Origin of the sequence: Hymenobacter oligotrophus (genome assembly GCF_003574965.1) — a bacterium.
Taxonomy (GTDB): domain Bacteria; phylum Bacteroidota; class Bacteroidia; order Cytophagales; family Hymenobacteraceae; genus Solirubrum; species Solirubrum oligotrophum.
This window is the reverse complement of record NZ_CP032317.1, coordinates 2488990-2515575: the sequence shown is the minus strand read 5'-3', so window position 1 is coordinate 2515575 and position 26586 is coordinate 2488990. Positions and strand designations below refer to the sequence as shown.

The 26586-nt window shown below is 61.1% G+C and carries 17 protein-coding genes; 4 read left to right on the top strand and 13 right to left on the bottom strand.

The window, feature by feature from the left end; translation table 11 throughout:
* Positions 1-61 precede the first annotated feature (61 nt).
* The 3 genes from dut to D3Y59_RS10745 all read right to left on the bottom strand — a co-directional run bounded on the left by dut (position 62) and on the right by D3Y59_RS10745 (position 2963).
* Complete coding sequence (dut, locus tag D3Y59_RS10755; protein WP_119445051.1) at positions 62-496, bottom strand: dUTP diphosphatase; 435 nt, start codon at positions 494-496, stop codon at positions 62-64.
* 30 nt (positions 497-526) lie between these two features.
* Entirely contained in the window at positions 527-2050 is a 1524-nt protein-coding gene (locus D3Y59_RS10750; protein WP_119445050.1) for a lipopolysaccharide biosynthesis protein, read from the bottom strand.
* Positions 2051-2174: 124 nt separating this feature from the next.
* Positions 2175-2963, bottom strand: a complete 789-nt coding sequence (locus D3Y59_RS10745) for an enoyl-CoA hydratase/isomerase family protein (RefSeq protein WP_119445049.1) — start codon at positions 2961-2963, stop codon at positions 2175-2177.
* A 271-nt stretch (positions 2964-3234) separates the two neighbouring features.
* Here D3Y59_RS10745 and mscL point away from each other — a divergent pair, with 271 nt between their 5' ends.
* Both mscL and D3Y59_RS10730 read left to right on the top strand, forming a co-directional pair.
* Positions 3235-3660: a large conductance mechanosensitive channel protein MscL gene (gene mscL, locus D3Y59_RS10735; protein ID WP_119445047.1), complete on the top strand. Its 426-nt coding sequence runs from the start codon at positions 3235-3237 to the stop codon at positions 3658-3660.
* Positions 3661-3907: 247 nt separating this feature from the next.
* Positions 3908-4348, top strand: coding sequence for a hypothetical protein (locus D3Y59_RS10730; RefSeq protein ID WP_119445046.1), 441 nt, complete (start codon positions 3908-3910; stop codon positions 4346-4348).
* 269 nt (positions 4349-4617) lie between these two features.
* Here the strand turns inward: D3Y59_RS10730 and D3Y59_RS10725 are convergent, their stop codons facing one another.
* The 10 genes from D3Y59_RS10725 to D3Y59_RS10680 form a co-directional block, all read right to left on the bottom strand.
* Positions 4618-5130 carry an OmpA family protein gene (locus D3Y59_RS10725; RefSeq protein WP_119445045.1) on the bottom strand — a complete coding sequence of 171 codons (513 nt, stop codon included), beginning with the start codon at positions 5128-5130 and terminating at the stop codon, positions 4618-4620.
* Between the two features lie 80 nt (positions 5131-5210).
* The gene (locus tag D3Y59_RS10720) at positions 5211-5831 is read right to left on the bottom strand and encodes a hypothetical protein (protein ID WP_119445044.1); all 621 of its coding nucleotides are present in this window, start codon (positions 5829-5831) and stop codon (positions 5211-5213) included.
* Between the two features lie 40 nt (positions 5832-5871).
* On the bottom strand, positions 5872-6627 hold the full coding sequence (locus tag D3Y59_RS18435; RefSeq protein WP_205590821.1) for a hypothetical protein: 756 nt from the start codon (positions 6625-6627) through the stop codon (positions 5872-5874).
* A gap of 294 nt (positions 6628-6921) precedes the next feature.
* Positions 6922-7383: a hypothetical protein gene (locus D3Y59_RS10710; RefSeq protein WP_162910690.1), complete on the bottom strand. Its 462-nt coding sequence runs from the start codon at positions 7381-7383 to the stop codon at positions 6922-6924.
* Positions 7384-7649: 266 nt separating this feature from the next.
* The gene (locus D3Y59_RS10705; protein WP_119445042.1) at positions 7650-10649 is read right to left on the bottom strand and encodes a 7TM diverse intracellular signaling domain-containing protein; all 3000 of its coding nucleotides are present in this window, start codon (positions 10647-10649) and stop codon (positions 7650-7652) included.
* Positions 10650-10795: 146 nt separating this feature from the next.
* Entirely contained in the window at positions 10796-13897 is a 3102-nt protein-coding gene (infB, locus tag D3Y59_RS10700) for a translation initiation factor IF-2 (protein ID WP_119445041.1), read from the bottom strand.
* A 149-nt stretch (positions 13898-14046) separates the two neighbouring features.
* Positions 14047-15339 carry a transcription termination factor NusA gene (gene nusA / locus D3Y59_RS10695; RefSeq protein ID WP_119445040.1) on the bottom strand — a complete coding sequence of 431 codons (1293 nt, stop codon included), beginning with the start codon at positions 15337-15339 and terminating at the stop codon, positions 14047-14049.
* Positions 15340-15440: 101 nt separating this feature from the next.
* On the bottom strand, positions 15441-15914 hold the full coding sequence (locus D3Y59_RS10690; RefSeq protein ID WP_240410335.1) for a ribosome maturation factor RimP: 474 nt from the start codon (positions 15912-15914) through the stop codon (positions 15441-15443).
* Between the two features lie 103 nt (positions 15915-16017).
* Positions 16018-19869 carry a DUF7948 domain-containing protein gene (locus D3Y59_RS10685; RefSeq protein WP_119445039.1) on the bottom strand — a complete coding sequence of 1284 codons (3852 nt, stop codon included), beginning with the start codon at positions 19867-19869 and terminating at the stop codon, positions 16018-16020.
* Between the two features lie 337 nt (positions 19870-20206).
* Positions 20207-23665 carry a DUF7948 domain-containing protein gene (locus D3Y59_RS10680; protein ID WP_119445038.1) on the bottom strand — a complete coding sequence of 1153 codons (3459 nt, stop codon included), beginning with the start codon at positions 23663-23665 and terminating at the stop codon, positions 20207-20209.
* Between the two features lie 220 nt (positions 23666-23885).
* Between D3Y59_RS10680 and D3Y59_RS10675 the strand changes: the two genes are divergently transcribed.
* Together D3Y59_RS10675 and cysS are read left to right on the top strand one after the other, a co-directional pair.
* Positions 23886-24953 (top strand): endonuclease/exonuclease/phosphatase family protein, encoded by a 1068-nt coding sequence (locus D3Y59_RS10675; RefSeq protein WP_205590820.1) that lies wholly within the window; start codon positions 23886-23888, stop codon positions 24951-24953.
* 86 nt (positions 24954-25039) lie between these two features.
* A complete protein-coding gene (cysS, locus tag D3Y59_RS10670) occupies positions 25040-26542 on the top strand; it encodes a cysteine--tRNA ligase (RefSeq protein WP_119445036.1) in 1503 nt (500 codons plus the stop codon).
* Positions 26543-26586 lie beyond the last annotated feature (44 nt).

The window sequence follows — 26586 nt, the reverse complement described above, 5'->3', positions numbered from 1 at the left end:
GCAAAGTAATATCTAGCGTTGGGCGAATATTTTCTGCATTCTACTTAACGAAACATCAAGGCTATTTCGTACCCGTGCTGCCGTAGCCACCCGCGCCACGCACGGTTTGGCTAAGCTCGGCTACCTCTTGCCACTCGATGGCTTCGTAGCGTGCAAATACCAGTTGGGCAACCCGTTCGCCGTCGTTTACCACGAACTCTTCGTTCGACAGATTCACCAACAACACTTTCACTTCGCCGCGGTAATCGGCATCAATAGTCCCTGGGCTGTTGACGAGGCCAATGCCGTGCTTGTAGGCCAAGCCGCTGCGGGGGCGCACCTGCGCCTCGTAGCCAGCCGGGATTTCGAGGAAAAGACCCGTGGGGATAAGTGCCCGTTGCAGCGGACCTAGGGTAACCGGCTCGGTAAGGTTGGCACGCACATCCAGCCCGGCCGCGTGCTCGGTTTGGTAGGCTGGCAGCGGGTGATGCGAACGGTTGATAACGGCAACTTGCATGCGAAGAAGATAAAGAAGTAAAAGTTGGGCTTAGGCCGCTTTGGCCTGGGTGCGGCGGAATGCCCGCTCGGGCCGCTCCACCAGCCACACTGCCGCCACGAAGGCCAGCGTAATCAGAAGGTGCACCATATGGGCTATCCAGGAGCCCAAAGGCGGCAAGGCCCAGCTGCCTGCCACCACGGCCACGGCTGCCAGCAGCCACAGCAGGAGCCGGCTCATTGGGTAAGGAACCGGAAAGTGTCGCTCGCCTAGCAACCAGCAAACCACGGCCATGGTGACGTAGCACACCAGAGTGGCAATGGCCGAGCCCATGTAGCCCAGTACCGGGATAAGTGCAAAGTTTAGCGCGATGGTTAGGGCCGCGCCACCGAAACTGATGTACGTGCCGAAGTAGGTTTTGTCGGTGAGTTTAAACCACACCGACAGGTTGTAGTACACGCCCAGGAACAGGTTGGCCAGCAGCAGCACCGGCACCACCGGCAGGCCCTCTAGGTACTCGGGGCTGGTCAGAAACCGCGGGGCAATCAGATCGATATTGACGCTTACCGCCACGAACAGAATGGTGCAGCTGATGGTAAACCATTTCAACACCAGCGCAAAGGTGCGGGGCGAGTTTTTGTCTTCGCTTTGGGCAAAGAAAAACGGCTCGGCGGCGTACTTAAAAGCCTGAATGACCAAGCTCATCAGAATGGCAAGCTTGTAGCAAGCTCCGTAAATGCCCACCGCTGCTAGGCTGCTGCGCCCTGGGTAGAAACCCTCGGGCAACCAGCGCGCCAACAGAACGCGGTCGAGCGTTTCGTTAACCATGCCCGCCAAGCCCATCAGCATAATCGGGTAAGCGTAGCGCCACAGCGGCCCTAGGTACGTAACCTGCAAGCGCGGCCGGAAATCGAGCAGCTCGCGGCCCAGCAGCAGCAGCGTAAAGGCACTGGCTGCCAAATTCGACAGAAACACGTAGCCCACGCCAATGCTGGGGTTGTAGAGAGGGCGCAGCAGCGGCGCCAGGCCCGATAGGTATTTACCGGCCAGCACATCGGGGCAAAGAACCAGAAAGAACAGGTTTAGCCCCACGTTGAGCACGATGTTGGCCATCCGGATGGAGGCAAACTTTACGGCCTTGTTTTCCAAGCGCAGCCGCGCAAACGGAATGGCCGCCACGGCATCGAGCCCCAAAATCAAGGTCAGCCACACGGCGTACCGTTCGCTGCCCGGCGGAATGCCAAGCAAACGCATCAACGTGGGGGCCAAAGCTATCAGCAGGGCCGTTAGCCCAAAGCTGCTTAACAAGAGCAGCGTGAGCACGCGGTTGTACAGGTCGCGGCGGTTGGTGCCCGGGCGGTTGGCAAACCGCAGGTAGGTGGTTTCCATGCCGTAAGTGAACACCACGTTCAGAAACGACATGTAAGCGAACAGCCCGGTAATAATGCCGAACGCCGCGGGCGCGAACCGCCCGGTGTAAAGCGGCGTCAGCAAAAAGTTGAGCACCCGCCCCACGATGCTACTCACGCCGTAGATGGCAGTTTGGCCGGCCAGCCGTTTTGCGAGTCCGCTCACGGGAGGAATTAAAAATTGACAATTAAAAATGAGGAGTTAGCAGAGCGCCCGGCAAACCGCTTGGCCTGGTCTGGATGCCTGCCTTTCCTCATTTTCAATTTTTAATTATTCATTTTCAATTGAATTACTCGCCGCGGAACACGGCCGGGCGCTTTTCGAGGAATGCCTGCGTGCCTTCTTTAAAATCCTCGGAGGCGAAGCAGCGGGCAAAGGCATTTACCTCGGTTTGGTACCCGTGGCGCTCGGGCTCGAAGTAAGCATTTACACAGTCGATTACCTGACCCACGGCCAACGGGGCTTTGGTAAGAACGCGCCCGAGCAACTGGCGGCAGAAGCCCAGCAGCTCGGCCTGCGGCACCACGTGGTTTACCAAGCCCAGGCGCAGGGCCTCATCGGCTTTCACCAAGTCGGCGGTCATCATCAGCTCCAGGGCTTTGGCTTTGCCCACCAGTTGGGTTAGGCGTTGCGTGCCGCCGTAGCCCGGAATCAGCCCTAGGTTTACTTCGGGCTGGCCGAAGCGGGCATTGTCGGAAGCGACCCGGATGTGGCAGGCCATGGCCAGCTCGCAGCCGCCACCTAGGGCAAAGCCGTTGACGGCGGCAATTACCGGTTTGTTGCTTTCCTCGATGGAGCAAAACACCTCTTGGCCACGCTCGGCCGTGCGGCGGGCCAGCGGCTCGCTCAGGGCCGCAAGCTCGGCAATGTCGGCACCGGCCACAAACGCCTTCTCGCCGGCGCCGGTTAGGATTACGCCGCGCACCGAAGGCTCGTCGAGAGCAAACTGCATGGCTTGGCCAATTTCCTCGATGGTGGCCGCGTTCAGGGCGTTGAGCTTGCTGGGGCGGTTGAGGGTAATGGTTAGAATGCCGTCGTCGGTGCGGTCGAGCGCGAGGTTTTCGAGTTCTGGTAGCATGATGAAAACAAGGTGGTTTGCGAAGCGTGCCGGCAAAGATAGAGACATTGCGCACCTCGGCTTTGCGGCATCGGGAAAGCAGCAAGCGTGGTTCGGCCAGCGAAATGCAGCCTCCGACGAGGTGCCACTGCGCCGCCACACGGCGCCGCGCACCTTTGTACTGGCCACCGCGCCCATACTGATCCGGCAAAGCGCAGAAAGGAGATAATTATAATTTCTCCTATACTTAACCCCAACGGCAATCCTTCAAACCCTTCTTCTCCACCTTACTATGGGCTTCGTTTCCGAATTCAAAGAGTTTATTTCCAAAGGCAACGTACTCGATCTGGCCGTCGGTGTCATCATCGGCGCCTCGTTTGGCAAAATCGTAACGTCGCTGACCGACGACATCATTATGCCGGTGCTGAGCTTGTTTACGCGCGGTATCGATTTCAAGCAGATGTTTGTGTCGCTCGACGGCAACCAGTACGATACGCTGGAGGCCGCCCAGGCCGCCAAAGCCGCGACGCTCAACTACGGCAATTTCATCAATGCCCTGATTTACTTCCTGGTTATTGCCTTTGTCATTTTCTGGGTGGTGAAGCTGGCCAACCGCTTTAAAAAACCGGCTCCAGTAGCCGTGGTTTCGGAGCCTGCGCCCACCAAAGAGGCCCTGTTGCTAGCCGAGATTCGCGACGCCTTGCGGGCCCGCGCCTAGCGGCCAAAACCCTAGGTGCCCCAACGCAGCCGGTGCCGGAACACCTGCCCACGGGCAGGCCCGGCGCCGGCTGCGTTGCTTTGCTACCTTAGAGAGGCATTGTTTTTGCCAGAACTGCGTTACTTGCAACGGTTGTGTGCGGGCCAGCGTTTGTGCGGCTCGCCCGTGCCGGTGCCGGGTTGTTTGAACTAACTTGCTTGGGTGCCCGTTGCCCCCGCGTAGCCGCCATTCTTTCGTTTCTGCCGACATGAAAAAGAACCTTGCCGCCGCGGCCCTGCTGGCCGCTGCTTTGCTGACCACCGTTGCCGCGCAGGCCCAAACGGCTACGCCTTTTACGGGCAGCGGACCTCGCCGCGAGGCACCCAAGAAGCGCAAGGCCTCAAACCAGGATATTGCGCGCATGCAGCAACGCATGAGCATGAACGCCGACGAGGTAAAGCGCGACCAGCAAATTGAGGTACTGGAGGCCCGCTCGGGCGTGGGCAACAGCAGCCTTACGCGCGGTTCGTCGTCGGCGCGGCAGTACGACCGAGCATCGGGTGGCTTTACGGTGCGCAAATTCAAGGACAAGCGCGTGGGCGTGCGCCCGCAGAAGCGCGGTCAAACCCGCCCGGCGCCCGGCATTGACCCCAAAGGCAAGCCGCTCAAGCACAAGCATCCGAAAAAGGGCTTCTTGTTCTTCAAGTAGGCCGCTACTATTTACCCATGAAAAAGCCCCGGCGCAACGCTCCGGGGCTTTTTGCTTCTTCGTATCGTTCAGAGCCACCGTTCGCCTCTGAGTCGCAGAAGAATTGCTGGGTGTTGCGTAAGCGCAACTAGTAAACTTGGGTTGAGAGACGGACGAATCGGCCGGCAGGCAACACCGGCCCTAGATAATACTTAGCGTACAGCCGAGCAGGGCAGCCAGCAGCAAGCCCGCGCAGCGGCGCAGCACCACGCTGTGCATAAGGCCACGACTTACAACTTAACGAGCTCCACGCGCTGGTTGAGCGGGGCGTACTCGTCGTCGGGTTCGGAGTAGAGCGGCTGTGAGGCCCCCAGGCCCTTGGCCGCGAGGCGCGAGCCATCGATACCTAGGGCCACCAAAGCGGCTCGCACGGCATCGGCGCGGCGTTGCGAGAGTTTTTGATTGGCGGCGGCCTCGCCCGCGAGCAGCGTGTGGGCCTCAATTCGCACGCGCACGGTGGCGTCGCGGCGCAGCATGTCAGCTAGGCCTTTCACGAAGGGTTGCGAATCGGGCAGCAGCGTAGCCGAGCCCTCTTCGAACTGGATGGTGTGCGATACGATGCGGCCGTTTTCGAGCAACTGCGTGTAGTAGTCGCCGGTGCGCTCGGTGATTTTGCGCTCCACAGCGGCTTCGATCTTGCGTTCGGCGGCGCGCTGCACGGCCCGCTCCAAAATGCCGTATTGGGCCTGCGACACCGCCGGATGCAGCAGCAGTGCGCTCAGAATAAACAACAACGTTTTCATGACGGGGTAACTGCGGGATGAGTTGGGTTAAATCGGCTGGCCCCGGGCAGCCGCGCTTTGCCGCCGCCCGAAGTCGATGCCTAAAGCCCGGCCAAGCGGGCAAGGTTGAGTTGGCGCGCTACCTCCTTTACCAGCCGGGTATCGTGTTGCTGCGTCGACTCGACCGACACGAAAAACCGGTCGCCGACACCTAGGGCCACCGTGGCCCGGTGCTCTTTCTTTTGCAGGGTAGCGTAGCCGCGCACGTCGGGCAAGCCCAGGTCGCAACTTTGCATCAACTGCTCGTCGCTCTCTTGCGAGCCTAGGTCCATAAGCGCGGTGGCGCCGACGTACAGCGCGTTGGCGCCGTTGTAATCGACGAGTTGCACCTTCAACTGCTGGTTGCCCTTGCGGTATCGTTGCTCGCAGGTGGAATAACGCACACTGCCCAGGTCTACCGATTCGCCTTGCGGCTTGCCTTCGTGCACAAAACCGGCTACTACTGGTGGCAGAAACCGTTGTAGCTCTTGGTGATGCAACGAGAGCGTATCGCCGCGCATTGCGCGCAGTTGGTAGCGCCGCTCGGCCTCCACCAATTGCTGCGCCGGTTGCTGCGCGGCGTTGAGGCTGGCATCGGCCGGAGCTTCCGGCCGATGCACTTGGCCGCAACCCATGAGCGCGAGCAATGCGGCAATGCCGGCAAGGGGGCGCAGGACGTTCATGGGTGGAGGGTTGGGGGTGGAAGAAGGAGCCCGCGCCGGGTTAGAACCGGGCCGTCAGTCCAAGCTTCAGGTACGACATGTCGTAGCCGGCCTCGCCAAATGCCCCGAGGTTATCGGTGAACATGTAGCGGCCACCCAAGAAAAAGCCCGAAGTAACGTAGCTGCCGCCGTACTCGCGGGTGTACTCGCGGTCGAGGTAGTTATCGGAATACGACTCAACGCGCACGCCCAGGCTGATGCCGGCGTAGGTGTCGAGCTTCGGAATGTCGAACACGTTGTAGTGGTAAGCGCCGCGAGCCGATACCAGGAAGTTTTTCCAGGAACCTTTGTAGTCGCCCGATTTCCAGGAATAGGCCTTGTAGCCAATCATGCCGCCCACACCGATGACGCCCGGCCCTAGGTTGTCGATAATGCCGCGCTCCACCGACAGGCTCAGGGCCGGGGTCGAGCGGATACCCGAGAACAAGGAGTAGCCGTAGCCTAAGCCAAAGCCTATGCCTAAGTTGGCAGCCATGCTGCCCTTGCCAAACGTGTGCGCACCGGTTGCCTGCGTTTTGGCGGGTGCGGCGGCTTTGGCGGTGGTTTCGGGTGTTGCTTGCGCAGCCGGCTCGGCAGCCGGAGCTACAACGGCCGGTTTGGCCGCCGCCGGGGATGGCTTGGCAGCAGCCGGCTTGGCTGCAACGGTTTTGCTGGTGCTGGCAGCGGTTGGTTTGGTGGCGGGGCGCGTTTGGCCAACGGCTGGGTTAGTGGCCAGCGCCGAAACGGCAATGAGGGTAGAAATGCCAAGCGTTTTCATAGGGCTTTTGGGTTAGAACGGTGTTGGAATCGGGCTAAGGGAGCGGCTGCCATTGCGGCCAACCGTCTGCGACAAAGCTACCCTGTGCCCCCGCCCAGCGGCAATAGCATAATGATGTGAGCACACCGGCTGCGGCTCGTTTGCTTCGCCACAACCGCGACAAACGAGCGTGCCCCGCACCCGGGCCAATGGGCCTAGGTGCGGGGCACGCGCAGAAAACGGAAGGAGGGAAGCGAATTGAAAGCCGGTGCCAGGCGCCCCGTTTATGTGATGGGGTGGCCTAGGTGCGGCAGCTTAAAAACCCGGAAGCAGGCGGTAAGCCCAGCGGCCAACCAGCGGCAACGGCTCCTGCAACCCGCTGAGGGCGGCCATTACGCCGAGCATGCGCATGAGCAATGTAAGGGCAAGGCCGCCGCCGGCCACCACCAAGCTGCTCCAGCCGAAAAACGGCAGCAACGCAATTTGGGCCACCAGTATGCCCAGGCTCAGCAGCAAAAGCAGCGTCATTTGGCGCAGGTGAAAGGTAGCCAGGGGGCCGCGCTCGAGGCGCGACGCGCGGTACGCTACCAGCCAACCGAACACCGAGAGGTAGCACATAATGGCCATCTTCCGGTCGAGTTGTTCGGCATTGCCGCGTTGTTCGTGCGAGCTCCAAGGAGCCATTCCTACTTCGTCGAAATCGCCCAACCAACTTCCTAAGCGGCTACTTAAGCGCAACACTACATCAGCAGCCAACAACCTCTCCAGAGCAAGCATAACGGTGAGAAAAAAGTGATAGGTGTAACTGGGCCGGCGCCTAGGTGGGCAGCCGGTGTTGCAAGCAAAGAAGTCATTGTGCGTGGTGAGCGGGCCTCCTTTGCTTACGACATCACAAAGGTGTAGGCGCCAACGCCAGAAGCGCTAATACCCATGTTTCAAATGCTGTTGCATATGTTTCATGGGTGTTATTTACCTGTAAATCAATTGCTTGTAAAAGTATATTTTGCTGATTAACTACGCTTTAAAGCTCTGATACCAGCGCTTTAGCTGGCGGCAATTGCCTGTGTGGCGTACTCCGAGGGCGACTGTTGGTGCAGCTCGCGGAAGCATTTGCTGAAGTAAGATAAGTTGGAGAAGCCTACGGCTTCGGCTACTTCGGCTACGTTGCCGGCGTGGGCTTGCAGCAGCGCAGCCGCTCGCCGCAGCCGAACGGTGCGCACAAATTCCGAGGTTGACTGATCGGTTAGGGCTTTCAGCTTACGGTGCAGCTGCACACGGCTTAGGGCCATTTCGTCGGCAAACTGCTCCACGCTGAATTCGGTGTTGGCCATGTGCTGCTCCACCACGGCCATGGCGCGGTTGAGAAAAGCTTCGTCGGCCGAGGTGATGGCAATGTCGCGAGGCTGCAACGTAACCGCGCGGCCAAAGCGCTGCCGCAGCAAGCGGCGTTGCTGCACCAGGTTATGAATGCGCGCCCGCAGCTCGGCCGGCTGAAACGGTTTCGTGAGGTACTCGTCGGCACCTAGGCCAAAGCTGGTTAGGCGCGTTTCGTCGCCGGCGCGGGCCGTAAGCAATACCAGCGGAATGTGCGCTGTTTGTTCGTCGGCGCGCAGGCGGCGGCACAGCTCAAGCCCGTCGAGCTGCGGCATCATCAAATCCGACACAATCAGGTCGGGCTCCAGGTCTTTCAGCAACGCCAACCCTTGTGCGCCGTCGTTGGCGGTGCGCACCCTAAACTCGGTAGCCAGGCACGTGCGGATGTAGTCGCGCACCTCGGGGTTGTCTTCCACCACCAGCACCAGGGGGCGCGCATCGGCAGGCGCAACGGGCAACGCCGTGTCGGGTTGATCGATAAAGTCGGGTAGCGGTACGGCCACGGCCGAACTCATAGGTGCGGCGGGGCACAGCTCGTGGGCTTGCAGATGTGCGTTGCCCAGCGGCAACTCTACCACAAACGTGCTGCCCTCACCTAGGGCGCTCAGTACCCGAATGTTGCCCCGATGGAGCGCTACCAACTCTTTTACCAACGCCAACCCGATGCCTGAGCCCCCGTGCCGGCGCGTGTGGGTGTCGTCGACTTGGTGAAAACGATCGAAGATGAGCGGCACGTGCTCGGCGGGTATGCCTACGCCCGTGTCCTGCACGCGCAGCACCGCCTGCCCGGCTTGCTGACCCAGGCTTACCACTACCTCGCCGCCGGCGGGCGTAAACTTGAGCGCGTTGCCCAACAGGTTGTACAGAATTTTATCGAACTGATCGGCGTCGAGGTACACCTCCAGGTTTTCCAACTTCGTTTCGAAGCGCAGCCCCACGCCACAGCTCACCGCCAACGACTCAAAGGACGAAACGCCCGTACGCACGGTGCGCACCATATCGGTGGGCGCCGCGGCCAGGTGCATCTGGCCAGCCTCCAGGCGGGCAACGTCGAGCAGCTGGTTGATCAGCTGCAACAAGCGGCGGGCGTTGCGCAGCATCAGCGCGTACTCGGGTGGGGTGGGTGCGTCCGTGGTATGCCTCGCCTCGCTCAGCAGTTGCTCCAGCGGACTAATAATCAGGGTAAGCGGCGTGCGCAGCTCGTGCGAAATATTGGTAAAGAGCTTGGTTTTGAGTTCGTCAAGCTCTTGCAGGTGGTGCGAGGTCCGGATGCTTTCGTGCAGCTCGTGGTAGGCGCGTTGCAATTCGGCGGCGCGTTCGGCCAGCTCGTGGTTGGCGCGTTCCTGCAACTCCTCATTCTCGCGCGATACGACCAACGCAACTTCCTGGGCGCGTTGGGTTTCGCGCAAGGCCACCAGCGCCTGGCTTTGCGCTGCTTCCTTTTCTTGCAGCGCTTGCATGGCCGCTTCTTGCGCTAGCTCTTTGTCACGCTTCGCCAAGTTGATGCGGTCGGCAAAGCCAAACGAAAGTAGCAGCATCTCCAGGGCCGAGGCTACGTGCACACCGTGCGCGGCCCAAAAACCGGAACGTGGGGTAATGCCCAACAGCCCTAGGTAAAAGTTGGCTACCGCCACGAGCAGGAGCGTCCAGCCGGCCATGTAATACCTGGCCGGGCGGTAGCCGGTGCGCAATACCAGCACCCCGGCCACCAATAGCACCACGCACGTCCAGAGGGCAGGAAGCGCTTGCCACCAAATAGCCTGATCGGGGTTGCTGAAAAAAGCGCCCAGCAAAGGCAGCCAGGCCACCAGCAACGTAGCTTTCAAAGCCCAATCGAAGCGTGGCAACAAACGCCATGAGTCCAGAAAAGCCCGGGCCGTGAGCGTGCCAAAGAAAATAGTGCAGGCCAGTACCACGTTCTGGCGCATCTCCAAGGCAAAACCCGACCAATCGTTGGGCCACACTTGCCGCCAGTAACCTGTCATGTCGAACTGCAGGACGGCAAAGAAGCCCACGTACAGCACGTACAACAAATAGCTTTTGTCCCGAACCGAGAAATACAGCAACAGGTTGTAAGCCAGCAGCGCCAGTAGTATGCCGAAGTAAGGCCCCATGGCCCAATCGGCCTCGCGGTACTGCTGCAGCAGGTGCGCTTGCTCCGCCACGGCAGGGTACACCACCTGCCCGGACGGCACTTTCAGGTACACCGTAACGCTTTGCCCAGGCGGCAAACTCAGTCCTAGATTGAAGTGGCGCGTGCGCAGCGTATGGGTTTGCTGATGCGGTAGCGCATTGCTCATGCGCCGGTGCTGCACCTGTCCGCTGGCTTGCACCACGTACACGTCCAACCCATCCATGTATTCGGTATTGGTGCTCAACACCCAGTGCGTGGCCGGGTGCCCTGCTGATATTAAGGTATAGCGCAGCCATACCTCCGCCGCTGCAGAAACCGGAGCTCCGGCTTGTGTCACCGGCACAAAACGCTCGCGCCAGCTGGCCGAACGTACTTGCGCAAAGGCCAAAGGTTGATTGGTGGCTAGCACCGAGCCCTGGTTGCGTAGTTGGTACACGCGCGCGGTGTCCTTCACAACTACTGCATCGGGCCTAGGTGCAGCCGCCCCCAAAGTTGTCAACAAGCACAGGTATACGCCGAGTAACAGGTATTTCATTTGCTAGCAAGTGTCGGTGGCGCAGACATAAGATACAACACACCGGCCACATAGAGGCGCAAAAGCCCAAAGGCGTTGCCTGAGCCACAACAAAAAACCCCAGCCGTTGCGGGCTGGGGTTTTAGGTATGGTGCTAAGCGGCTGGCTTACAGCGTACGCTTAACTTCTTTTTCCTCGAAGCCTTCGATGATGTCGCCTTCGCGCAAGTCATCGTAATTTTTGATCGAGATACCGCATTCGTAGCCTTGGCGCACTTCCGAGGCGTCGTCCTTGAAGCGCTTGAGGGCCAGGATAGCTCCGGTGTGCTGCACGATACCGTCGCGTACCACGCGCACTTTGGTGTTGCGTGCAATGGTACCGTCCGTAACCATACAGCCGGCAATCGTACCCACCTTCGTGATGTTGAACACCTGGCGAACTTCCACCGTGGCTACCGTTACCTCCTGCACCGTCGGGGCCAGCATGCCTTCCATGGCATCCTTCACCTCGTTGATGGCGTTGTAGATAATCGAGTAGAGGCGGATGTCGATTTGCTCCTGCTCGGCCAGCTTGCGCGCACCCAGCGACGGGCGCACCTGGAAACCGATGATGATGGCGTCGGAAGCCGAGGCCAGCAACACGTCCGATTCGGAGATGGCGCCCACACCCTTCGAGAGGATGTTTACGGCTACTTCGCCGGTCGAGAGCTTCAGCAGCGAGTCCGACAGTGCTTCCACCGAGCCGTCCACGTCGCCCTTAACAATAATGTTAAGCTCTTTGAACGAACCGATTGCCAAGCGGCGGCCAATCTCGTCGAGCGTGATGTGCTTTTTCGTGCGCATCGACTGCTCGCGCTGCAACTGCAGGCGTTGGGTAGCAATTTCGCGGGCTTCGCGCTCCGTTTCCATAGCCACAACCTTGTCGCCGGCTTGCGGTGCACCCTGCAGACCCAGGAGCTGAACCGGGGTCGAAGGACCAGCCGATTTCATTTTCTTGCCGCGGTGGTCCGTCATGGCCTTTACGCGGCCGTAGTGCGGGCCTGCCAGCACGATGTCGCCTACGTTGAGCGTACCCGTCTGAACCAGAATGGTGGTTACGTAGCCACGGCCTTTGTCGAGCGAGGCTTCGATAACCGAGCCCACAGCCCGACGATCGGGGTTGGCTTTCAGTTCGAGCAATTCGGCTTCTAGCAGAACTTTCTCAAGCAGGTCGCTGATGCCGGCACCGGTTTTGGCCGACACCTCCTGCGACTGGTACTTACCGCCCCATTCTTCAACCAGGATGTTGATGGCCGACAGTTCCTCGCGGACTTTGTCGGGGTTTGCACCCGGCTTATCAATCTTGTTCAGCGCAATTACAATCGGTACACCGGCTGCTTGTGCGTGGTTGATGGCTTCCTTCGTCTGCGGCATCACCGAGTCGTCGGCAGCCACCACGATGATGGCAATGTCAGTTACCTTGGCACCACGGGCACGCATAGCGGTAAATGCTTCGTGACCAGGAGTATCAAGGAAGGTGATTTTGCGGCCCGAGTCGGTGGTTACTTCGTAAGCACCGATGTGCTGCGTAATACCGCCGGCTTCGCCTTTTGCCACCTGCGCGCTACGGATGTAGTCAAGCAACGAGGTCTTACCGTGGTCGACGTGGCCCATGATGGTCACAATCGGAGCACGATCTTGCAGGGCGTCCGGATCGTCTTCGTCAACGATGGCAACATCCTGCTCGTCTTCAGCCGACAGGAACTCAACATCGTAGCCGAATTCATCGGCAATAACCGTAATGGCTTCGGCGTCGAGGCGCTGGTTGATGGACACGAACATGCCCATGTTCAAGCACACCTTGATAACGTCGTTCACCGAGGCGTTCATCAGCGAGGCCAGGTCGTTGGCCGAAATAAATTCGGTCAGCTTCAACGTTTTCGAGGCCAGTTCGCTTTGCTGGCGGGCCAACTCTTGTGCTTCGGCAATACCAGCACGCTTATCGCGGCGGTATTTAGCGCGGTTTTGCTGGTTGCCGCCACGGCCACCGCTCAAACGAGCCAGCGTAGCCTTGATCTGGTCCTGAATCTGCTTGTCGCTCTGTTCGGGCGAAACAGCCGGAGCCGGACGATTGGGGTTGCCACCGCGGTTGTCGCGGCCGCCGTGCCCACCCGGGCGGTTGCCTTGGTTGGCCGGACGCGTCGGGCGGTCGTTGCCGGTGCCGGGGGCGCGGTTGCCGCCTTGCTGCTGGTTGCCACCTTGGCCGGGGCCTTGCTGCTGGCCACCAGGCGTAGTAATACGCTGGCGCTTTTTCTTATCGCCGATGCCTGCTTTGCGCACATCCGAAGAAGCAACCGGGCGGGCGCCACGATTTCCTCCTCCGCGACGCGAAGCATCGGTGGGAAGCTCAATCTTGCCAAGTACCGTCAGGCCTTTCAGCTGATCGGCACGCGCAATGATAGTGCCTTGCTCAGTAGTTTGCTCGGCCGAGGCGGGTGCCGCAGCGGCCGGCGCTGGGGCGGCGAGCTGAGGCTCAGGAGCCGGAGTCGGAGCAGGCGCCGGGGCTGTTGCTGCCACAGCCGGCTGAGCCGGAGCTGCAGCAGCCGGGGCCGGAGCAGGAGCCGGCTTCGCGGCTTGCGGCGCAGCTACAGGTGCCGGCGCTGCAACCGGAGCAGGTGCCGGAGCAGGTTTGGGCGCTGCAGGTTGCTGCGCTACAGGCGCCGGCTGCGGGGCCGGAGCAGGCTTAGGAGCCGGTGCCGGCGCAGGCGCGGAGGGCGCGGGCTGAGCCGGAGCTGCAGCAGCCGGGGCCGGAGCAGCCGGGGCCGGAGCCGGCTGCGCGGGCTTTGGCGGAACGGGCCGACCTTTAGCGTCGAGCTCTATTTTACCTAGCACCTTCAAGCCGGGTACGGGGCGGCCGTTGTCGGCACTTGGCGCGGGCGCCGGCTGCGGAGCCGAGGCTGCGGGCTTAGCTTCTGCCGTCGGAGCAGGTGCCGGTTGCGGAGCCGGCGCAGCCGGTTCGGCTGGCTTGGGAGTGGCCACCACTTTGGCTTGGGAAGCTTGCTCAAGCTCGGTATGACGCAGCGACTGGCTTCGTTTGGTCGCCTCGGCTTTATCCTGAGCCGACGACGCAAACTCTTTGTTCAGCAGTGCAACCTGATCGGCCGACAGCTTGGTGGTGGGTTTATTTTCAACAGAAATTCCCTTCGTCGCGAGAAAATCCACAATTGTGTGGGTCCCGACGTTCAGGTCCGTGGCCGCTTGTTTCAGTCGTTTGCTTGCTGCTTCCGCCATTCTTTGGTCGCGTGCGATACTCGTAGTTTGTTGCAAAAGTACGATTTAATTATTGCCAAACGGCGGAAAACCTGCCAGTACGGACAGGCCTTCCGCCGATGATATCCGAAGCGGGTGTCGGTCGCCTACGTTGGAGGCCGGTCCGCTGGTTACGCGTTGGGTTCCGCGGCTTCGCCTTCAGCAGGCTCCGCAGCTTCGTCCTCGCCGTCGAATTCGGCCTGGATGACGCGGAAAACGTCTTCTACGTTCTCCTCCTCCAGTTCGGTACGGCGTACGATATCGGCTTTGTTCACCGCCAATACGGCACGACCCGTGTCGAGGCCGATTTTCTTCAACTCATCGATAATCCACTGGTCGATTTCGTCGCTGAATTCCTCTAGCGCAATATCCTCTTCGTAAGAATCGGCTTCGCGGAACACGTCGATTTCCATGCCCACGAGGCGGGAAGCCAGTTTAATGTTGGCACCACCGCGGCCAATGGCCAGCGACACTTGGTCGGGTTTCAAGAACACCGAAACACGGCCAGTTTGTTCATTGATTTTCATCGATGAGATTTTGGCCGGCGACAACGCGCGCTGGATGTACAGCTCGAGGTTGTCGGTGTAGTTGATGATGTCGATGTTCTCGTTCTCGAGTTCGCGCACCACAGCGTGGATACGTGAGCCTTTCATGCCCACGCAGGCGCCTACCGGGTCGATGCGGTCGTCGTAGCTTTCAACGGCTACTTTGGCACGTTCGCCGGGCTCGCGCACGATGTTCTTGATGGTGATCAGTCCATCGAAGATTTCGGGCACTTCCTGCTCCATCAGGCGCTCTAAGAAAGCCGGAGCAGCACGCGACAGAATGATCTTCGGGGCACCGTTGAGCACATCCACGCGGTGCACTACGGCCCGGATGGTGTCGCCTTTGCGGTAGCGGTCCTTGGGTATCTGCTCGGTTTTGGGCAGGCTCAGTTCGTTTTCTTCCTGATCGAGCACCAGCGTTTCGCGGCCCCACACTTGGTACACTTCGCCGGCAATGATTTCGCCGACCATGTCTTTGTACTTCTGGTACAGGTTGTCGCGCTCTAGGTCCTTAATGCGCTGAATCAGCGTTTGGCGGGCCATAAGCACAGCGCGGCGGCCAAACTCTTCTAGTTTCACCTGCTCCGATACTTCTTCGCCTACCTCAAAGTCGGGCTCGATTTTGCGGGCTTCAGCCAGCGGAATCTTGTCGTGGTCCCAGATGTCCTCGGATTCGTCGTCCACGATTTCGCGGTTACGCCAAATTTCCAAGTCGCCGTTATCGGGGTTGATGATGACGTCGAAGTTGGAGTCGTCGTTGTACTTCTTGCGAATCATCGTCCGGAACACCTCTTCGAGGATGCTCATCATGGTAGGACGGTCGATGTTCTTGAACTTGGCAAACTCCGAGAACGACTCGATGAGGTTGAGCGTGTTCATATGGGTGGTGATTGAATGCTGAACTGCTGCCGTTGAAAAGCAAGCGCCTATTACCTAGGCAAGATGCTAACTATCGGTGCAACAATAAACCAGTCAGGTGTTTACTTAAATGAGATAACCACTTTGGCCTCGCTGATGTCCGAAAACGGAACGAGCGCGGGCTCCAAGGTTTTTTTCTTGTTCTTTTCTTTTACCACTTCGCTCAGCACCACGCCGTCGGCGGTGGCTTCTTCGAGGGTGCCGGTTTTTTCGGTACCGTCGGCCATTTTCAGGCTGAGCATACGGCCGGCGTGGCGGGGATACTGGCGCGGGCTCACGAGGGGCTGATCGGCACCGGGCGAGGTTACTTCCAGCGAGTACGCCGCGTCTTCGCCGTACGCCTCGTCGATTTGGCGGGTTAGGCGACGGGTGATAGAGCCAAGCTCATCGATGCCGATGCCTTGGTCGCCGTCGATGGTCGCCGTGATTTTCGGACGGACAGCCGTATCGCTTACCGTCAGGCCCACCACAAAGTACTCGGGGCCGGGTAGGCTGGCCTCAAGCATTTGTTGGATGCGGGTACGTTCGAAGCTCATGGAAAAGGTAGCAAAAGAAAGAGGGGACTACGCGTCCCCTCCTCTGATTACGATTAACTACGGCAAATATACAACTTCCGGAGGCCAAACGCAAGGAGCTGCGTCAACGCTGCACCTCGAGCCAGCCTTTTACCGTGCGGCCACCCACATAACGCAGCAAGTAATAATACGTGCCGGCGGGTTGGTTGCCACCACCCCAATTGTTGCGGTAAGCGTCGTCGTTGTACACTTTTTGACCCCAGCGCGAAAACACCTGCAAGCTGGGCGGGCAGCCGGCCGAAACCTCAAACACGTCGTTCTTGCCGTCGGCGTTGGGCGTAATGATATTTGGAACGGGCTTGGTTTCGAGCACCTCGATGGGGGCCAGCTGCAGCTCGGAGCGGCACCGGCGGTTGTTGTAGTACATAACAACCTTGGGTTGGTAACGCCCGGGCTGTTCGTACACGTGCTCAGGGTTTAGCCCCGTAGCGGTGGTGCCGTCGCCAAATTCCCACTGCACCTCGCCGGCATCGACATCACGGAACTGAACCCGTAGTGGGGCCTGCCTGTCGGCGGGGCACAGGGCCGCTTGCCACCTAGGGCCAAAAGACGGCATGGCGGCCACGCCCACGCGGCGCGTGGCCGTGCTAATGCAGCCGCCATTGTTGACGGTGTAGGTGAACGTAGCCGTACCCGTGAAGCTAGCCGGGGGCGTGAAAATCCCATCGGGGGTTACGGACAACCCCGTCCAGGTGCCGCCTTGCGGCTGCCCCCGCAGGCGAAACGGCTGCGTGCTGCCTGGGCACAGGAGCGTATCGGGCGGTAGCGCAATAGTCAGCGGAGCACCCACCAGCATGGTAACCGTGCCACGGGTTTCGCAGGGGCCGTTCCAGGTTACGTACGTTAGGGTGTGTTGCCCGGGGCCAGCCACTGCCGGCGAGAAGGTAAAGCCTTGCCAACCGGGCCCTTGCACGCCGCGCCCAGCCCAATAAGCGGCACTGGGTAGCCTAAGCGGGTTGGTATCGGTGGCGCAGAAATTGGTTTGGCTGGGCGCCGCTACCACCGCAGCGGCATAAACATTGGCTTGCAGGGCGCTGCTGCTGGTGCAGCCGCTGGCCGTGGTGATGGTGTAGGTAAGCCTTACGCTGGCGTTCAGTGTGGACGGCGGCGAGAAGAAATAGCCGGTAGCTGCGGAGCCGGTTACGTACTGCCCGCTCCAGACGCCGCCCGCCGGCAAGCCACCTAGGCGCACCGGAGCAGCCGGCAGGCACATGGTAAAGTCGGGGCCGGCTGTGGCAGCCAGCACGCTTACTTGCCGCGTGGCCGTTACGGTGCAGCCACCTAGGGCATAGGTGTAAGTGAGGGTATGAGTGCCAAGGCCCGCCTGCGCGGGCGAAAAGCTGCTGCCTACAACACCCGGCCCTGAGAAGGTACCGCCGGCCGGCGTAGCGGCGAGCTGCAAATTCGGCGAATCGGGGCACAATTCGGTTTGCGCCAAGGGGCTGAACTGCACCGTAGGGGCCGGCACTACTGCAAAGCGCAGCGATGTTTGGCTTTGGCACAGGTTGTTGTACACGGTGTAAGTGAGCGTGGCGCTTTGCCCTACGCCCACCACGGCGGGGTCGAAGGTGTAGCCGGTGCTGGGCGAGCCGCTTACGCCGGGCCCAGCCCAGGTGCCGCCCGCCGGCGTACCGTTTAGCGGCACCAAGCCAGTGGTAATGCACACCTCGCGGTCGGGGCCCACCACGGCGCGCTGAGGCTCGAAGTCAAACTTGAACGTGGCGTTGTTGCAGTTGGAATAGCCGTTGCGGGTGCTGTAGGTGCCAGCGCCAGGAGGAATTGGGAAAGTGGTGTTGGTGCCGCCGCAGGCGCACACGGCGTGGTACACAAAGCCGCGCCGGTCGAAGCGCGAGGTGCCGCCATCGACGTGGTCGGTGCTGGAGCCGCCGAAGAAAGTGGCGTACTCCAGGTGCGTGGCGCCCTCGGCCAGCTGCATCAGGTAAAAATCGCTGCCGTCGGTGGTGGGCTGCACGGCGCTGGGCGTGGTGGGCAGGTTGGTGGTGTAGCCGTTGCCGTAGCCGGCGTTGGTGCTGCCGCCCCAGCCGCTCACGTAAATGCGGTTGCATTGGTCGACCAGAAACGCCGTGGGGGAAATGTCGACGGTGGGGCGGCCAGCGCCAAACACCGTGGAGAAGGTGGTGGCGGTAAGGTCGGCGTTCAGCTTATGGATAAACTGCCGGCCGTTGGCGTTGGCGTACCGGCCCGCCGTAACCGGGTATTGGCCTAGGCTTTGGCCCAGCAGGTACACGTCGCCGTTGGTATCGAGCTGCACAAAGTAGGCTTGGTCGTACTGGGCCGTGCCGAGCAGGGTAGAGCGCTCCAGGGTGCTGCCATCGGCGCTTATGCGCACCACAAAGCCGTCGACGTCGCCGCGGTGGGTGGTTTGCAGCGCCCCCGCGGTGGTCGGGAAATTAACGCTGGTGGTGCCGCCGCACACGAAAAGCCGGCCCGCCGCATCGAGCTGCAGCGAATAGGCCGCATCGGGGTTGCCGCCGCCTAGATAGCTGCTCCACACTAGGTTAGTAAGGGCAGGCGTAAGCTTGCACACCACGGCATCGAGCCCGGCGCCGCGTGCCGCCTGAAAGTTGTTGCGGGTTGGGAAATCGGGCGAGGCGCTGTTGGAAGCAATGTAAATGTTGTCGTTGGCATCCACCAGCACGTCGCCCCGGAACTGGTCGCCGTAGTTGCGCATCAGCTCTGCCACCATGCCCGTGCGCATGTTCAGGCCCTCGGTGCTGTTGCCGCCTAGGTACGTCGAGCCCACCAACGCCGAGCCGGTGGCGTTAAGGCTGGTAATGGCCAGATCGGTGCCTTGGGCCATGGTATACAGCGCGTCGCCAAATCCGTAAGGGCTCACCGACGGCCCGCCGGCAAAGCTGCGGTCGAAGGCGCCTGCGGTGGTGGGGTAGTTGGCCGAGCCAGTGGTGCTCAGGATTACCAGCTCGCCGCGGCTATTCACCACTAAACTCTGTGGGTATTCGGCGCTGCTGCCGCCTAGGTAGGTGGCCCACACGCGCGAGGCGGCACCCGTGGTGGCTGTGTTGTACTTGATGATGGCAATATCGATGTTGCCGTTGAAAGTGGTGTTGTAGGCGCCGGCCGTAACGGGGTAGCCCAGGTTGAACGCGATGCCTCCGGAGTACATGTTGCCTTGCGGGTCGTAGGTGGCCGTGAAGCCCCAGTTGTCGGCCGTGGCCCCGGTGAAGGTGGAGAACACGACGGTGGGGTCGATCAGCAGGGGGCGTGCGCGGTCGTAGCGGCCCAGCGCGAAGCTTACTTCCTGCCCGCGCAAGGCGTAGCGGCAGGCCACCGGCTGCCGCTCCCCGCCCGCCCCCACCTGCCACGCCCGCGGCGCCAGCTCCGTTACGGTGCCTAGGGTTGTCTTGATCTGAAGCGTGCCGCCTTCGCCCAGGCGCAGCTCCTCGGTGCCGGTGTAGCGTTGCCGAATCAGGGCTGCATCGGCGCCGGGGGCCAGCTCGTAGTCGTACTCGAGCTGCTGCCGCGTGTTTTCGTACAGGCGCACGTCGATGTCCTGCCACACACCCTGGTAGCGCAGCTCGCGGTAGCTGCCTACCTGGCGGGCCCAGTGGTCGGGGTTATTGCCGATTAGGTAGTTGCGTACCTCGCCGGTGGGGGCGGCGGGCTGCAACTGCGCTTGGGGACGGGCACCAACAAACTCCATGCGCACGGCGTGGGCGCGCAATTGCTCCTGCTCCGGCCGGGCCGACCGCACGTGCGGGTCGACGGGTTCGGCCAGAGCGTACGTCCAGCCCGTGGCTTCCAAAAACACGCGGCCGTGTACCAGCGGCGCCACGTAGCGCACCGGCTGCGGCCACTGGCCTTGGTTCGGAACAAACTCGATGTGCTGCGCCGGAGCTGGGGCCGCCAACAGGGTGCCTGGGGCGGCATCAATCAATAACAAAAGCCAACAAGCCACAAGGCTTCGGTACCAGGCCGAAGAAAGCATCGAATAAACAAAGCAGTTTGGCCCCGAGCACTTGATTAACCTTGTGCCCGGCCCACAACTTGGTAGATAATTGGGCAAAGCTACACACTGCTACGGCGTTGGCCCGAAGAATTTTAGCGCGCCCGGTTATCCCGCTGTTTGGCTTGTTGCTTGGCTACCAAGTGCGCTACGGCACGCAGGGCCGGGCGCTGGCGGGTGCCCGGCCCTAGGTGATAAAAGCAAAACAGGCGGCAGGGTGCTACCCATACCGCCCGTGCAAGGCTGCCGCCGGCCGTGGGGCCGCCTGCTAGCGCCGGATTTCCAGCCAGCCCTTGGCTTTGCGTCCTTCGGTATCTACCAAGTGGTAGTAGTACACGCCGTCGGGCAGCGTGCCGCCGTTCCAGTTGTTTTGGTAATTGGCGGTGCTGTATACCTCCTTGCCCCAGCGCGAAAACACCTTCAGCGTAACGGGCAGGCAGCTGAGGCGCTGCTCAAACGCATCGTTTTGGCCGTCGGCGTTGGGCGTGATGATGTTCGGGACGAAAGGCGTGCCGACGTACACCGGCGCAAACACCGTTTTTGACTCGCAGTTGCCGTTGTAGTAAGCCGCAAAGCTTACCTGGTAGGTGCCGGGCTTGTCGTAGGTGTGCGTCGGAAACTGCTCGGTGCTGGTGGTGCCGTCGCCAAAATCCCAACTGTAGCGGCTGGCAAAAAGCATGTCGTGATTGAAGACGTGCGTAAACGGCGCTAGTCCGGTGTAGGCCGGCATGCCCTCGCTGCGGCGGGGGGTAAGGGGGCAGTCGGGCAGCTGCAGCGGCACGTTGGTGCGGTTTTCCGGCACGAGCATCACGCGGCGCTGTGCCGTTTGGGTGCAGCCGTCGGTGCTGGTGTAGCTGTAGGTTAGCATTACGGGGCCATACAGCCCGGCGGGCGGCGTAAACATGCCCTGCGGCGTGCAGCCCGGGCCGCTCCAGGTGCCCCCGGCCGGCGAGGCCCCCTTCAGCATGTAGGGCGCGCGCTGAAAGCTGCACAAGGCGGTGTCGGGGCCGGCTGCTACCTGCGGGGTGGGGCTCACCACTACGCGCTGGGTAGTGCTGCCGCACAGCGGCGCCGGCAAGGTGTAGGTAATGGTATGGGTGCCCGTGCCCGCAGCAGCGGGCGAGAATGTGGTGCCCGATACGCCGGGGCCCGAGAACGTACCGCCAGCTGGCGTGGCGGTAAGCGTCACCGAGTTGCCGTTGACGCAAGCCGCGCCCACCGGCGCAAAGTTGATGGTGCTAATCGGTACCACCGTCATGTCGAGCGTGCTGGTGGTTACGCAGGTGCCGGTGCTGGCTACCGAGTAGGTGAGCTTGTGCGTGCCGGCTTGGGCTGCCGAGGGCGTAAACGTAAAGCCCGCAGCCACCGAGCCCGTTACCCCCGTGCCCGTCCAGGTGCCGCCGGAGGGCTGGCCACCTAGGCGCAGCGGAGTGGCATCGATACAGATGTTTTGGTTTGGGCCCGCTACCGCCGCGTTTATGCCGAAATCAATTTTGAACGCGGCGTTGTTGCAGTTACCGGAGTTGTTGCGGTTGGAGTAATTGCCCGCACCAGGAGGCATCGGAAAGGAGGAGCTGCCGCCGCAGCCGCCGCACACGGCCTGGTACACAAATCCGCGGCGGTCGAAGCGCGAGGTGCCCCCGTCGACGTGCTCGCCGCGCCCCTCTGTGCCGCCAAAATACGTTGCGTACTCCACCGCGGTGGCGTAGGGCGCAAACTGAATCAGGTAGAAGTCGTTGCCATCGGAAGTGCGCTGCATAGCATTGGCCGTGGTAATGAGGCCCGCCACATTGCCGTTGCCCACGTTGTTGGTGCCACCCCAGCCACACACGTAAATCCGCTCGCATTGGTCTACCAAGAAGGCAGTCGGCGAAAGGTCGGGTGCCGACCGGCCCGAGCCAAAAGTGGTGCTGATGAGCAGCGTCGATAGGTCGGGGGTAAGCTTTTGGATGAACTGCTTGCCGTTGGCGTTGCTGTACACCCCGCTGGTTACCGGCACGGTGCCGCGCGTCTGGCCTAGGGTATACACCCCGCCCTGGTCATCGAGCTGGATAAAGAAGGCTTGATCGTAGGCCGAAGTGCCGAGGTACGTTACGCGCTCCAGGCTGGGCTGATTGCCCGCGGCGCCAATGCGCGCAATAAACCCGTCGATGTCGCCGCGGCGCGTAGCAAAGTAGGCCCCGTTGGTATTGCCGATGTTGTCGCTGTTGGTGCCGCCCGATACGTACACCTCTCCGGCCGCGTTCAACTGAATGGAGTAAGCTGCGTCGCTGTTGGCGCCTCCCAAAAAGGTGCTCCACAGCAAGGTCGAGAGGTCGGCGTTGAGCTTACACACCACCGCATCGGAGGAGCCGCCTTGGTAGCTGTTGCGGAAACCGCGCACCACCGGGAAGTTGTTGGAACCGGTGCTGTTAGAGGCGCTGCTAGTGCTCGAAGCAAAGTAAATGTTGTCGTTGGCATCCACGATTACGTCGCCCCGAAACTGGTCGCCGTAGTTATTGGCCAAGGTAATCGATTCGAGTACGCCGTCGTTGCTGGTGCCGCCCACAAACGTCGAGCCCAGCAGCCCCGAGCCGGCCGCGTTCAGCCGCGTTACCACAATATCAACTCCGTTTGCGTAGGGCAGTCCGTTGGCTGCAAAGTTGCGGCCCCCGGCAAAGCTGCGGTCGTGGGCGCTGCTGGTTGTTGGGTAGTTGCTCGACGAGGTAGAGCCGAGAATGATCAGCTCGCCGCGGCTGTTCACCACCATGCTGTGCGGGGCCTCCATGGCACTGCCGCCTAGGTAGGTGGCCCACACGCGCGAGGCGGCACCCGTGGTGGCCGTGTTATACTTGATGATGGCAATGTCCCACACGCCGCCAAAACTGGTGTCGTACGCCCCCGAGGACGTTGGGTAGCCCGAGCCATCGGCGATGCCTCCGGAGTACATGTTGCCTTGCGGGTCGTAGGTGGCCGTGAAGCCCCAGTTGTCGGCCGTGGCCCCGGTGAAGGTGGAGAAGACGACGGTGGGGTCGATCAGCAAGGGGCGCTGCCGGTCGTAGCGGCCCAGCGCGAAGCTTACTTCCTGCCCGCGCAAGGCGTAGCGGCAGGCCACCGGCTCCCGCTCCCCGCCCGCCCCCACCTGCCACGCCCGCGGCGCCAGCTCCGTTACGGTGCCGACGGAGGTTTTTATCTCCAAGGCACCGTCGGCCCGAAGCCGAATGGCATCGGCGCCTTCGTAGCGCAGCTTAATCACTGCTGGGTCGGCCTTGGGCTGCAGCTCAAAGTCGTATTCAAACAGGCCCTGCTTGTTTTCGTACAGGTGCGCGTCGATGCCCGGCCACAGCCCGCGGTAGCGCAACTCGCGGTAGCTGCCCACGTTGCTGGCCCACTTTTTCGGGTCGGCACCTAGGAGGTAGTTGCGCACTTCCTTGGTTGCCTCAATGGGCTCGAGCGTGGTGCCTTTGCGGGCGCCCACAAAGCGCATGCGGTAGGCGTGGGCTTTTATCCGAGTGTCTTGCTGAGGAGGTAGCGCGACACTTTTGCCCGCATCGGGGCCGTGGCCGTGTTTAAAAGCCGCAGGGTCGAAAAGCGAGTAGGTGAGCCCGCCCGGCTCCACAAACATGCGCCCCCCGGCCGGCAGCGGCGCGGCGTACCGGGCGCGTGCATCCCACTGGCCTTTGTTTTCGATAAACTCGAGGCTGCGCTCGGGCGGCGCTGAAGCTAGCATAGTGAGGGGCAGCAGCATACAGCCTAAGGCAAAGCCGGCCCGGTAAAGGGTAGAAAGCAACATAGCGGAGGCAACTAGGCAACTAAAATATCGACATGAAGGTACGACGAACCGGCGGCCTTATTGTGCACATCGCATGCAGATGTGGGAGGCGCCAAATTGCATTGTAGGTTTGCAGCTCCAAGCTTGGTTGGTATCGGTGCGTCGTTCATTAGCTTTCAAGTTCACTTTACTGGTTGTGGCGTGGCTGTTGGTAGCCATAGGATGCACCCAGGTGCCGCCTAGGTTGTTTTGGCCCGCGGCTTTTATTGCGCTGTCGTTGCCGGGGGCATTGGCCCTCAACGCAGCCATGTTGGTGTATTGGCTGATGCGCCGCTGGCCCGTGGCATTGCTGCCTTTGGCGGTGGCGCTGCTTACCTGGCCGCACCTTATGCGCGGGTTGGCGCTGCACCCCTTCGGCCCCGACGCGCAAGCGCCCGCCACCGTGCGCCTGCTCAGCTCCAACGTGCGCATTTTTAATGTGTACCCGCAACTGCGCGATGCCAACCTGCACTCCTCCAAAACCATGATTAAGTGGTTGGCCGCGCACCCCGCCGACGTGCTGTGCCTGCAGGAATTTTACACCGAGCCCAAACCCACCGCCGACGGCGTGGTGTTCAATACCGAGCGCCAAATTGGCCGGCTCAGCGGCCGCGAAAGTTTCGTTTCCACCACGCTTACCAACAGCGTTGGCGCCAAGTTTGGCATGGCCATATTCTCGCGCTTCCCCATTGTGCGGCGCGGGGTTATTCAGTTTGGCAAACTCACGCAAAACCACGCCATGTGGGCCGATTTGCGCCTGCCGCAGGGCGACACCATCCGCGTGTTCAACGCCCACCTGCAAAGCATGAGCCTAGACGAGCAGGATATCGTGGACAGCTACTCGAGCAAAGCTGGCCTCAAGGCCAAAGGCCTTGGGCTGATGCGGCGCCTAAAGCGCGGCATGGTACGGCGCAGCGTGCAGGTCGATACGCTGGTGCGGCGCATCGAGGCCAGCCGCTACCCCGTGCTGCTCTGCGGCGACCTGAACGACCTGCCCTACAGCTACACCTACGACCAATTGGCTGATAACATGCAGAACGCCTGGGCCACTGCCGGCCTAGGCGTGGGCGCCAGCTACAACGGCAAGCTGCCCTTCGTGCGCATCGACAACCAATTTGCCAGCCCGCAGTGGCAGGTGCTGAGCTGCCGAGTACGGCGCGACATTCCGTACTCCGACCACTTCCCGATTGAGGCCACGTACCGGCTGAAGATTAATGAACGATGAATAATGAACAATTAACAATGGGCAGCTAGGCTGGAGGAACAATTGCACATTCTTCATTGCTCATTGGTAATTGATAATTTCGCCCCATGCAACACCCACTGTCGCTCCACAATACGCTCACGCGCCGCAAAGAACCGTTCGAACCGCTGCACTCGCCCTTTGTGGGTGTGTACTTGTGCGGCCCTACGGTGTACTCGGAGGCGCACGTGGGCAACGCCCGCGGCCCGGTGGTGTTTGATGTGCTTACGCGCTACCTGCGCCACCTAGGCTACACCGTGCGCTACGTGCGCAACATCACCGACGTGGGCCACCTGGAAGGCGACGCCGATGAGGGCGAAGACAAAATCAGCAAGCGGGCCCGCGCCCAGCAAGTAGAGCCCATGCAGGTGGCACAAGAGTATGCCAACCGCTACCGCCGCCACATGGACGCCCTAGGTTGCATGCCGCCCGATATCGAGCCGCTGGCCACGGGGCACATCATCGAACAAATTCAGCTTATCGAAGAAATCATCAGCAACGGCTTCGCTTACGAGGCGAACGGCTCGGTGTACTTCGATGTGCCCAAGTACAACAGCTCCGGCAACAACTACGGCAAGCTGTCGGGCCGTGTGCCGGAGGAGCTGCTTTCGGGCTCGCGCGAGAACCTCGCCGGGCAAGATGAAAAGCGCAGTCCCCTGGATTTTGCCCTCTGGAAGCGTGCCGACGAGCGCCACCTCATGCGCTGGCCCTCGCCCTGGGGCGAAGGCTTCCCGGGCTGGCACCTCGAGTGCTCGGCCATGAGCCGCAAGTACCTAGGGCAGGTGTCGGACATCCACGGCGGCGGCCTCGACCTGATGTTTCCGCACCACGAGTGCGAAATTGCGCAAAGCCAAGCCAGCCACTCGCATACCGACGAGGCCCGCGTGTGGCTGCACAACAACATGATTACGGTGAACGGCCAGAAGATGAGCAAGTCTTTCGGCAACTTTATCACCATCTCGGAGTTGTTTGCCGGCCAGCACGCGCTGCTTTCACAACCGTACTCGCCCATGGTGGTGCGCTTCTTCCTGCTGCAGGCGCACTACCGCAGCACCGTCGATATTTCGGATGAAGGCCTACAGGCGGCCCGCAAAGGCTACCGCAAGCTGATGAACGGCCTGCGCCAGATCGAGCGCCTCAACCTGCCCGAAGGCACCGAGCGCGCCCCCGAAACCGAGGAAGCCGATGCCGAGCTGCGCAAGCTGGTGGCCGATTGCTACGTGGGCCTGAACGACGACCTGAATACGGCGCGCTGCATTGCCTCGCTGTTCAACCTGCTGCGCAAGTTCAACGGGTACTACAACCAACCGGCCACGCTTGCTCAGGTAGGCGAGGCGGCCCTGGGCGAGGCTACGTTGGCATTCCGTACGCTGGTGCAGGATATTCTGGGTTTACGCGACGAGCCCCGCGCCAACGCCGAGGAACTGTTGGGCTTGACGCTGCAGTTCTACCAAGAGGCCAAAGCCGCCAAAGACTACGCCAAGGTCGATGTCATTCGGGCGGCCCTCAAGGAGCAGGGCATTCTGGTAAAGGACACCAAAGCCGGCGTCGATTGGGCGTACGAAGAATAGCGTGCCGCATCTTAACTGCGTTTTTTGAGCGTCATGCTGAGCTT

Excerpts from the sequence above, each read along its gene's own strand:
- dut (WP_119445051.1), bottom strand. The coding sequence starts at position 496 with ATGCAAGTTGCCGTTATCAACCGTTCGCATCACCCGCTGCCAGCCTAC.
- D3Y59_RS10745 (WP_119445049.1), bottom strand. The coding sequence starts at position 2,963 with ATGCTACCAGAACTCGAAAACCTCGCGCTCGACCGCACCGACGACGGC.
- mscL (WP_119445047.1), top strand. The coding sequence starts at position 3,235 with ATGGGCTTCGTTTCCGAATTCAAAGAGTTTATTTCCAAAGGCAACGTA.
- D3Y59_RS10730 (WP_119445046.1), top strand. The coding sequence starts at position 3,908 with ATGAAAAAGAACCTTGCCGCCGCGGCCCTGCTGGCCGCTGCTTTGCTG.
- D3Y59_RS10725 (WP_119445045.1), bottom strand. The coding sequence starts at position 5,130 with ATGAAAACGTTGTTGTTTATTCTGAGCGCACTGCTGCTGCATCCGGCG.
- D3Y59_RS10720 (WP_119445044.1), bottom strand. The coding sequence starts at position 5,831 with ATGAACGTCCTGCGCCCCCTTGCCGGCATTGCCGCATTGCTCGCGCTC.
- D3Y59_RS18435 (WP_205590821.1), bottom strand. The coding sequence starts at position 6,627 with ATGAAAACGCTTGGCATTTCTACCCTCATTGCCGTTTCGGCGCTGGCC.
- D3Y59_RS10710 (WP_162910690.1), bottom strand. The coding sequence starts at position 7,383 with ATGCTTGCTCTGGAGAGGTTGTTGGCTGCTGATGTAGTGTTGCGCTTA.
- D3Y59_RS10705 (WP_119445042.1), bottom strand. The coding sequence starts at position 10,649 with ATGAAATACCTGTTACTCGGCGTATACCTGTGCTTGTTGACAACTTTG.
- infB (WP_119445041.1), bottom strand. The coding sequence starts at position 13,897 with ATGGCGGAAGCAGCAAGCAAACGACTGAAACAAGCGGCCACGGACCTG.
- nusA (WP_119445040.1), bottom strand. The coding sequence starts at position 15,339 with ATGAACACGCTCAACCTCATCGAGTCGTTCTCGGAGTTTGCCAAGTTC.
- D3Y59_RS10690 (WP_240410335.1), bottom strand. The coding sequence starts at position 15,914 with ATGAGCTTCGAACGTACCCGCATCCAACAAATGCTTGAGGCCAGCCTA.
- D3Y59_RS10680 (WP_119445038.1), bottom strand. The coding sequence starts at position 23,665 with ATGCTGCTGCCCCTCACTATGCTAGCTTCAGCGCCGCCCGAGCGCAGC.
- cysS (WP_119445036.1), top strand. The coding sequence starts at position 25,040 with ATGCAACACCCACTGTCGCTCCACAATACGCTCACGCGCCGCAAAGAA.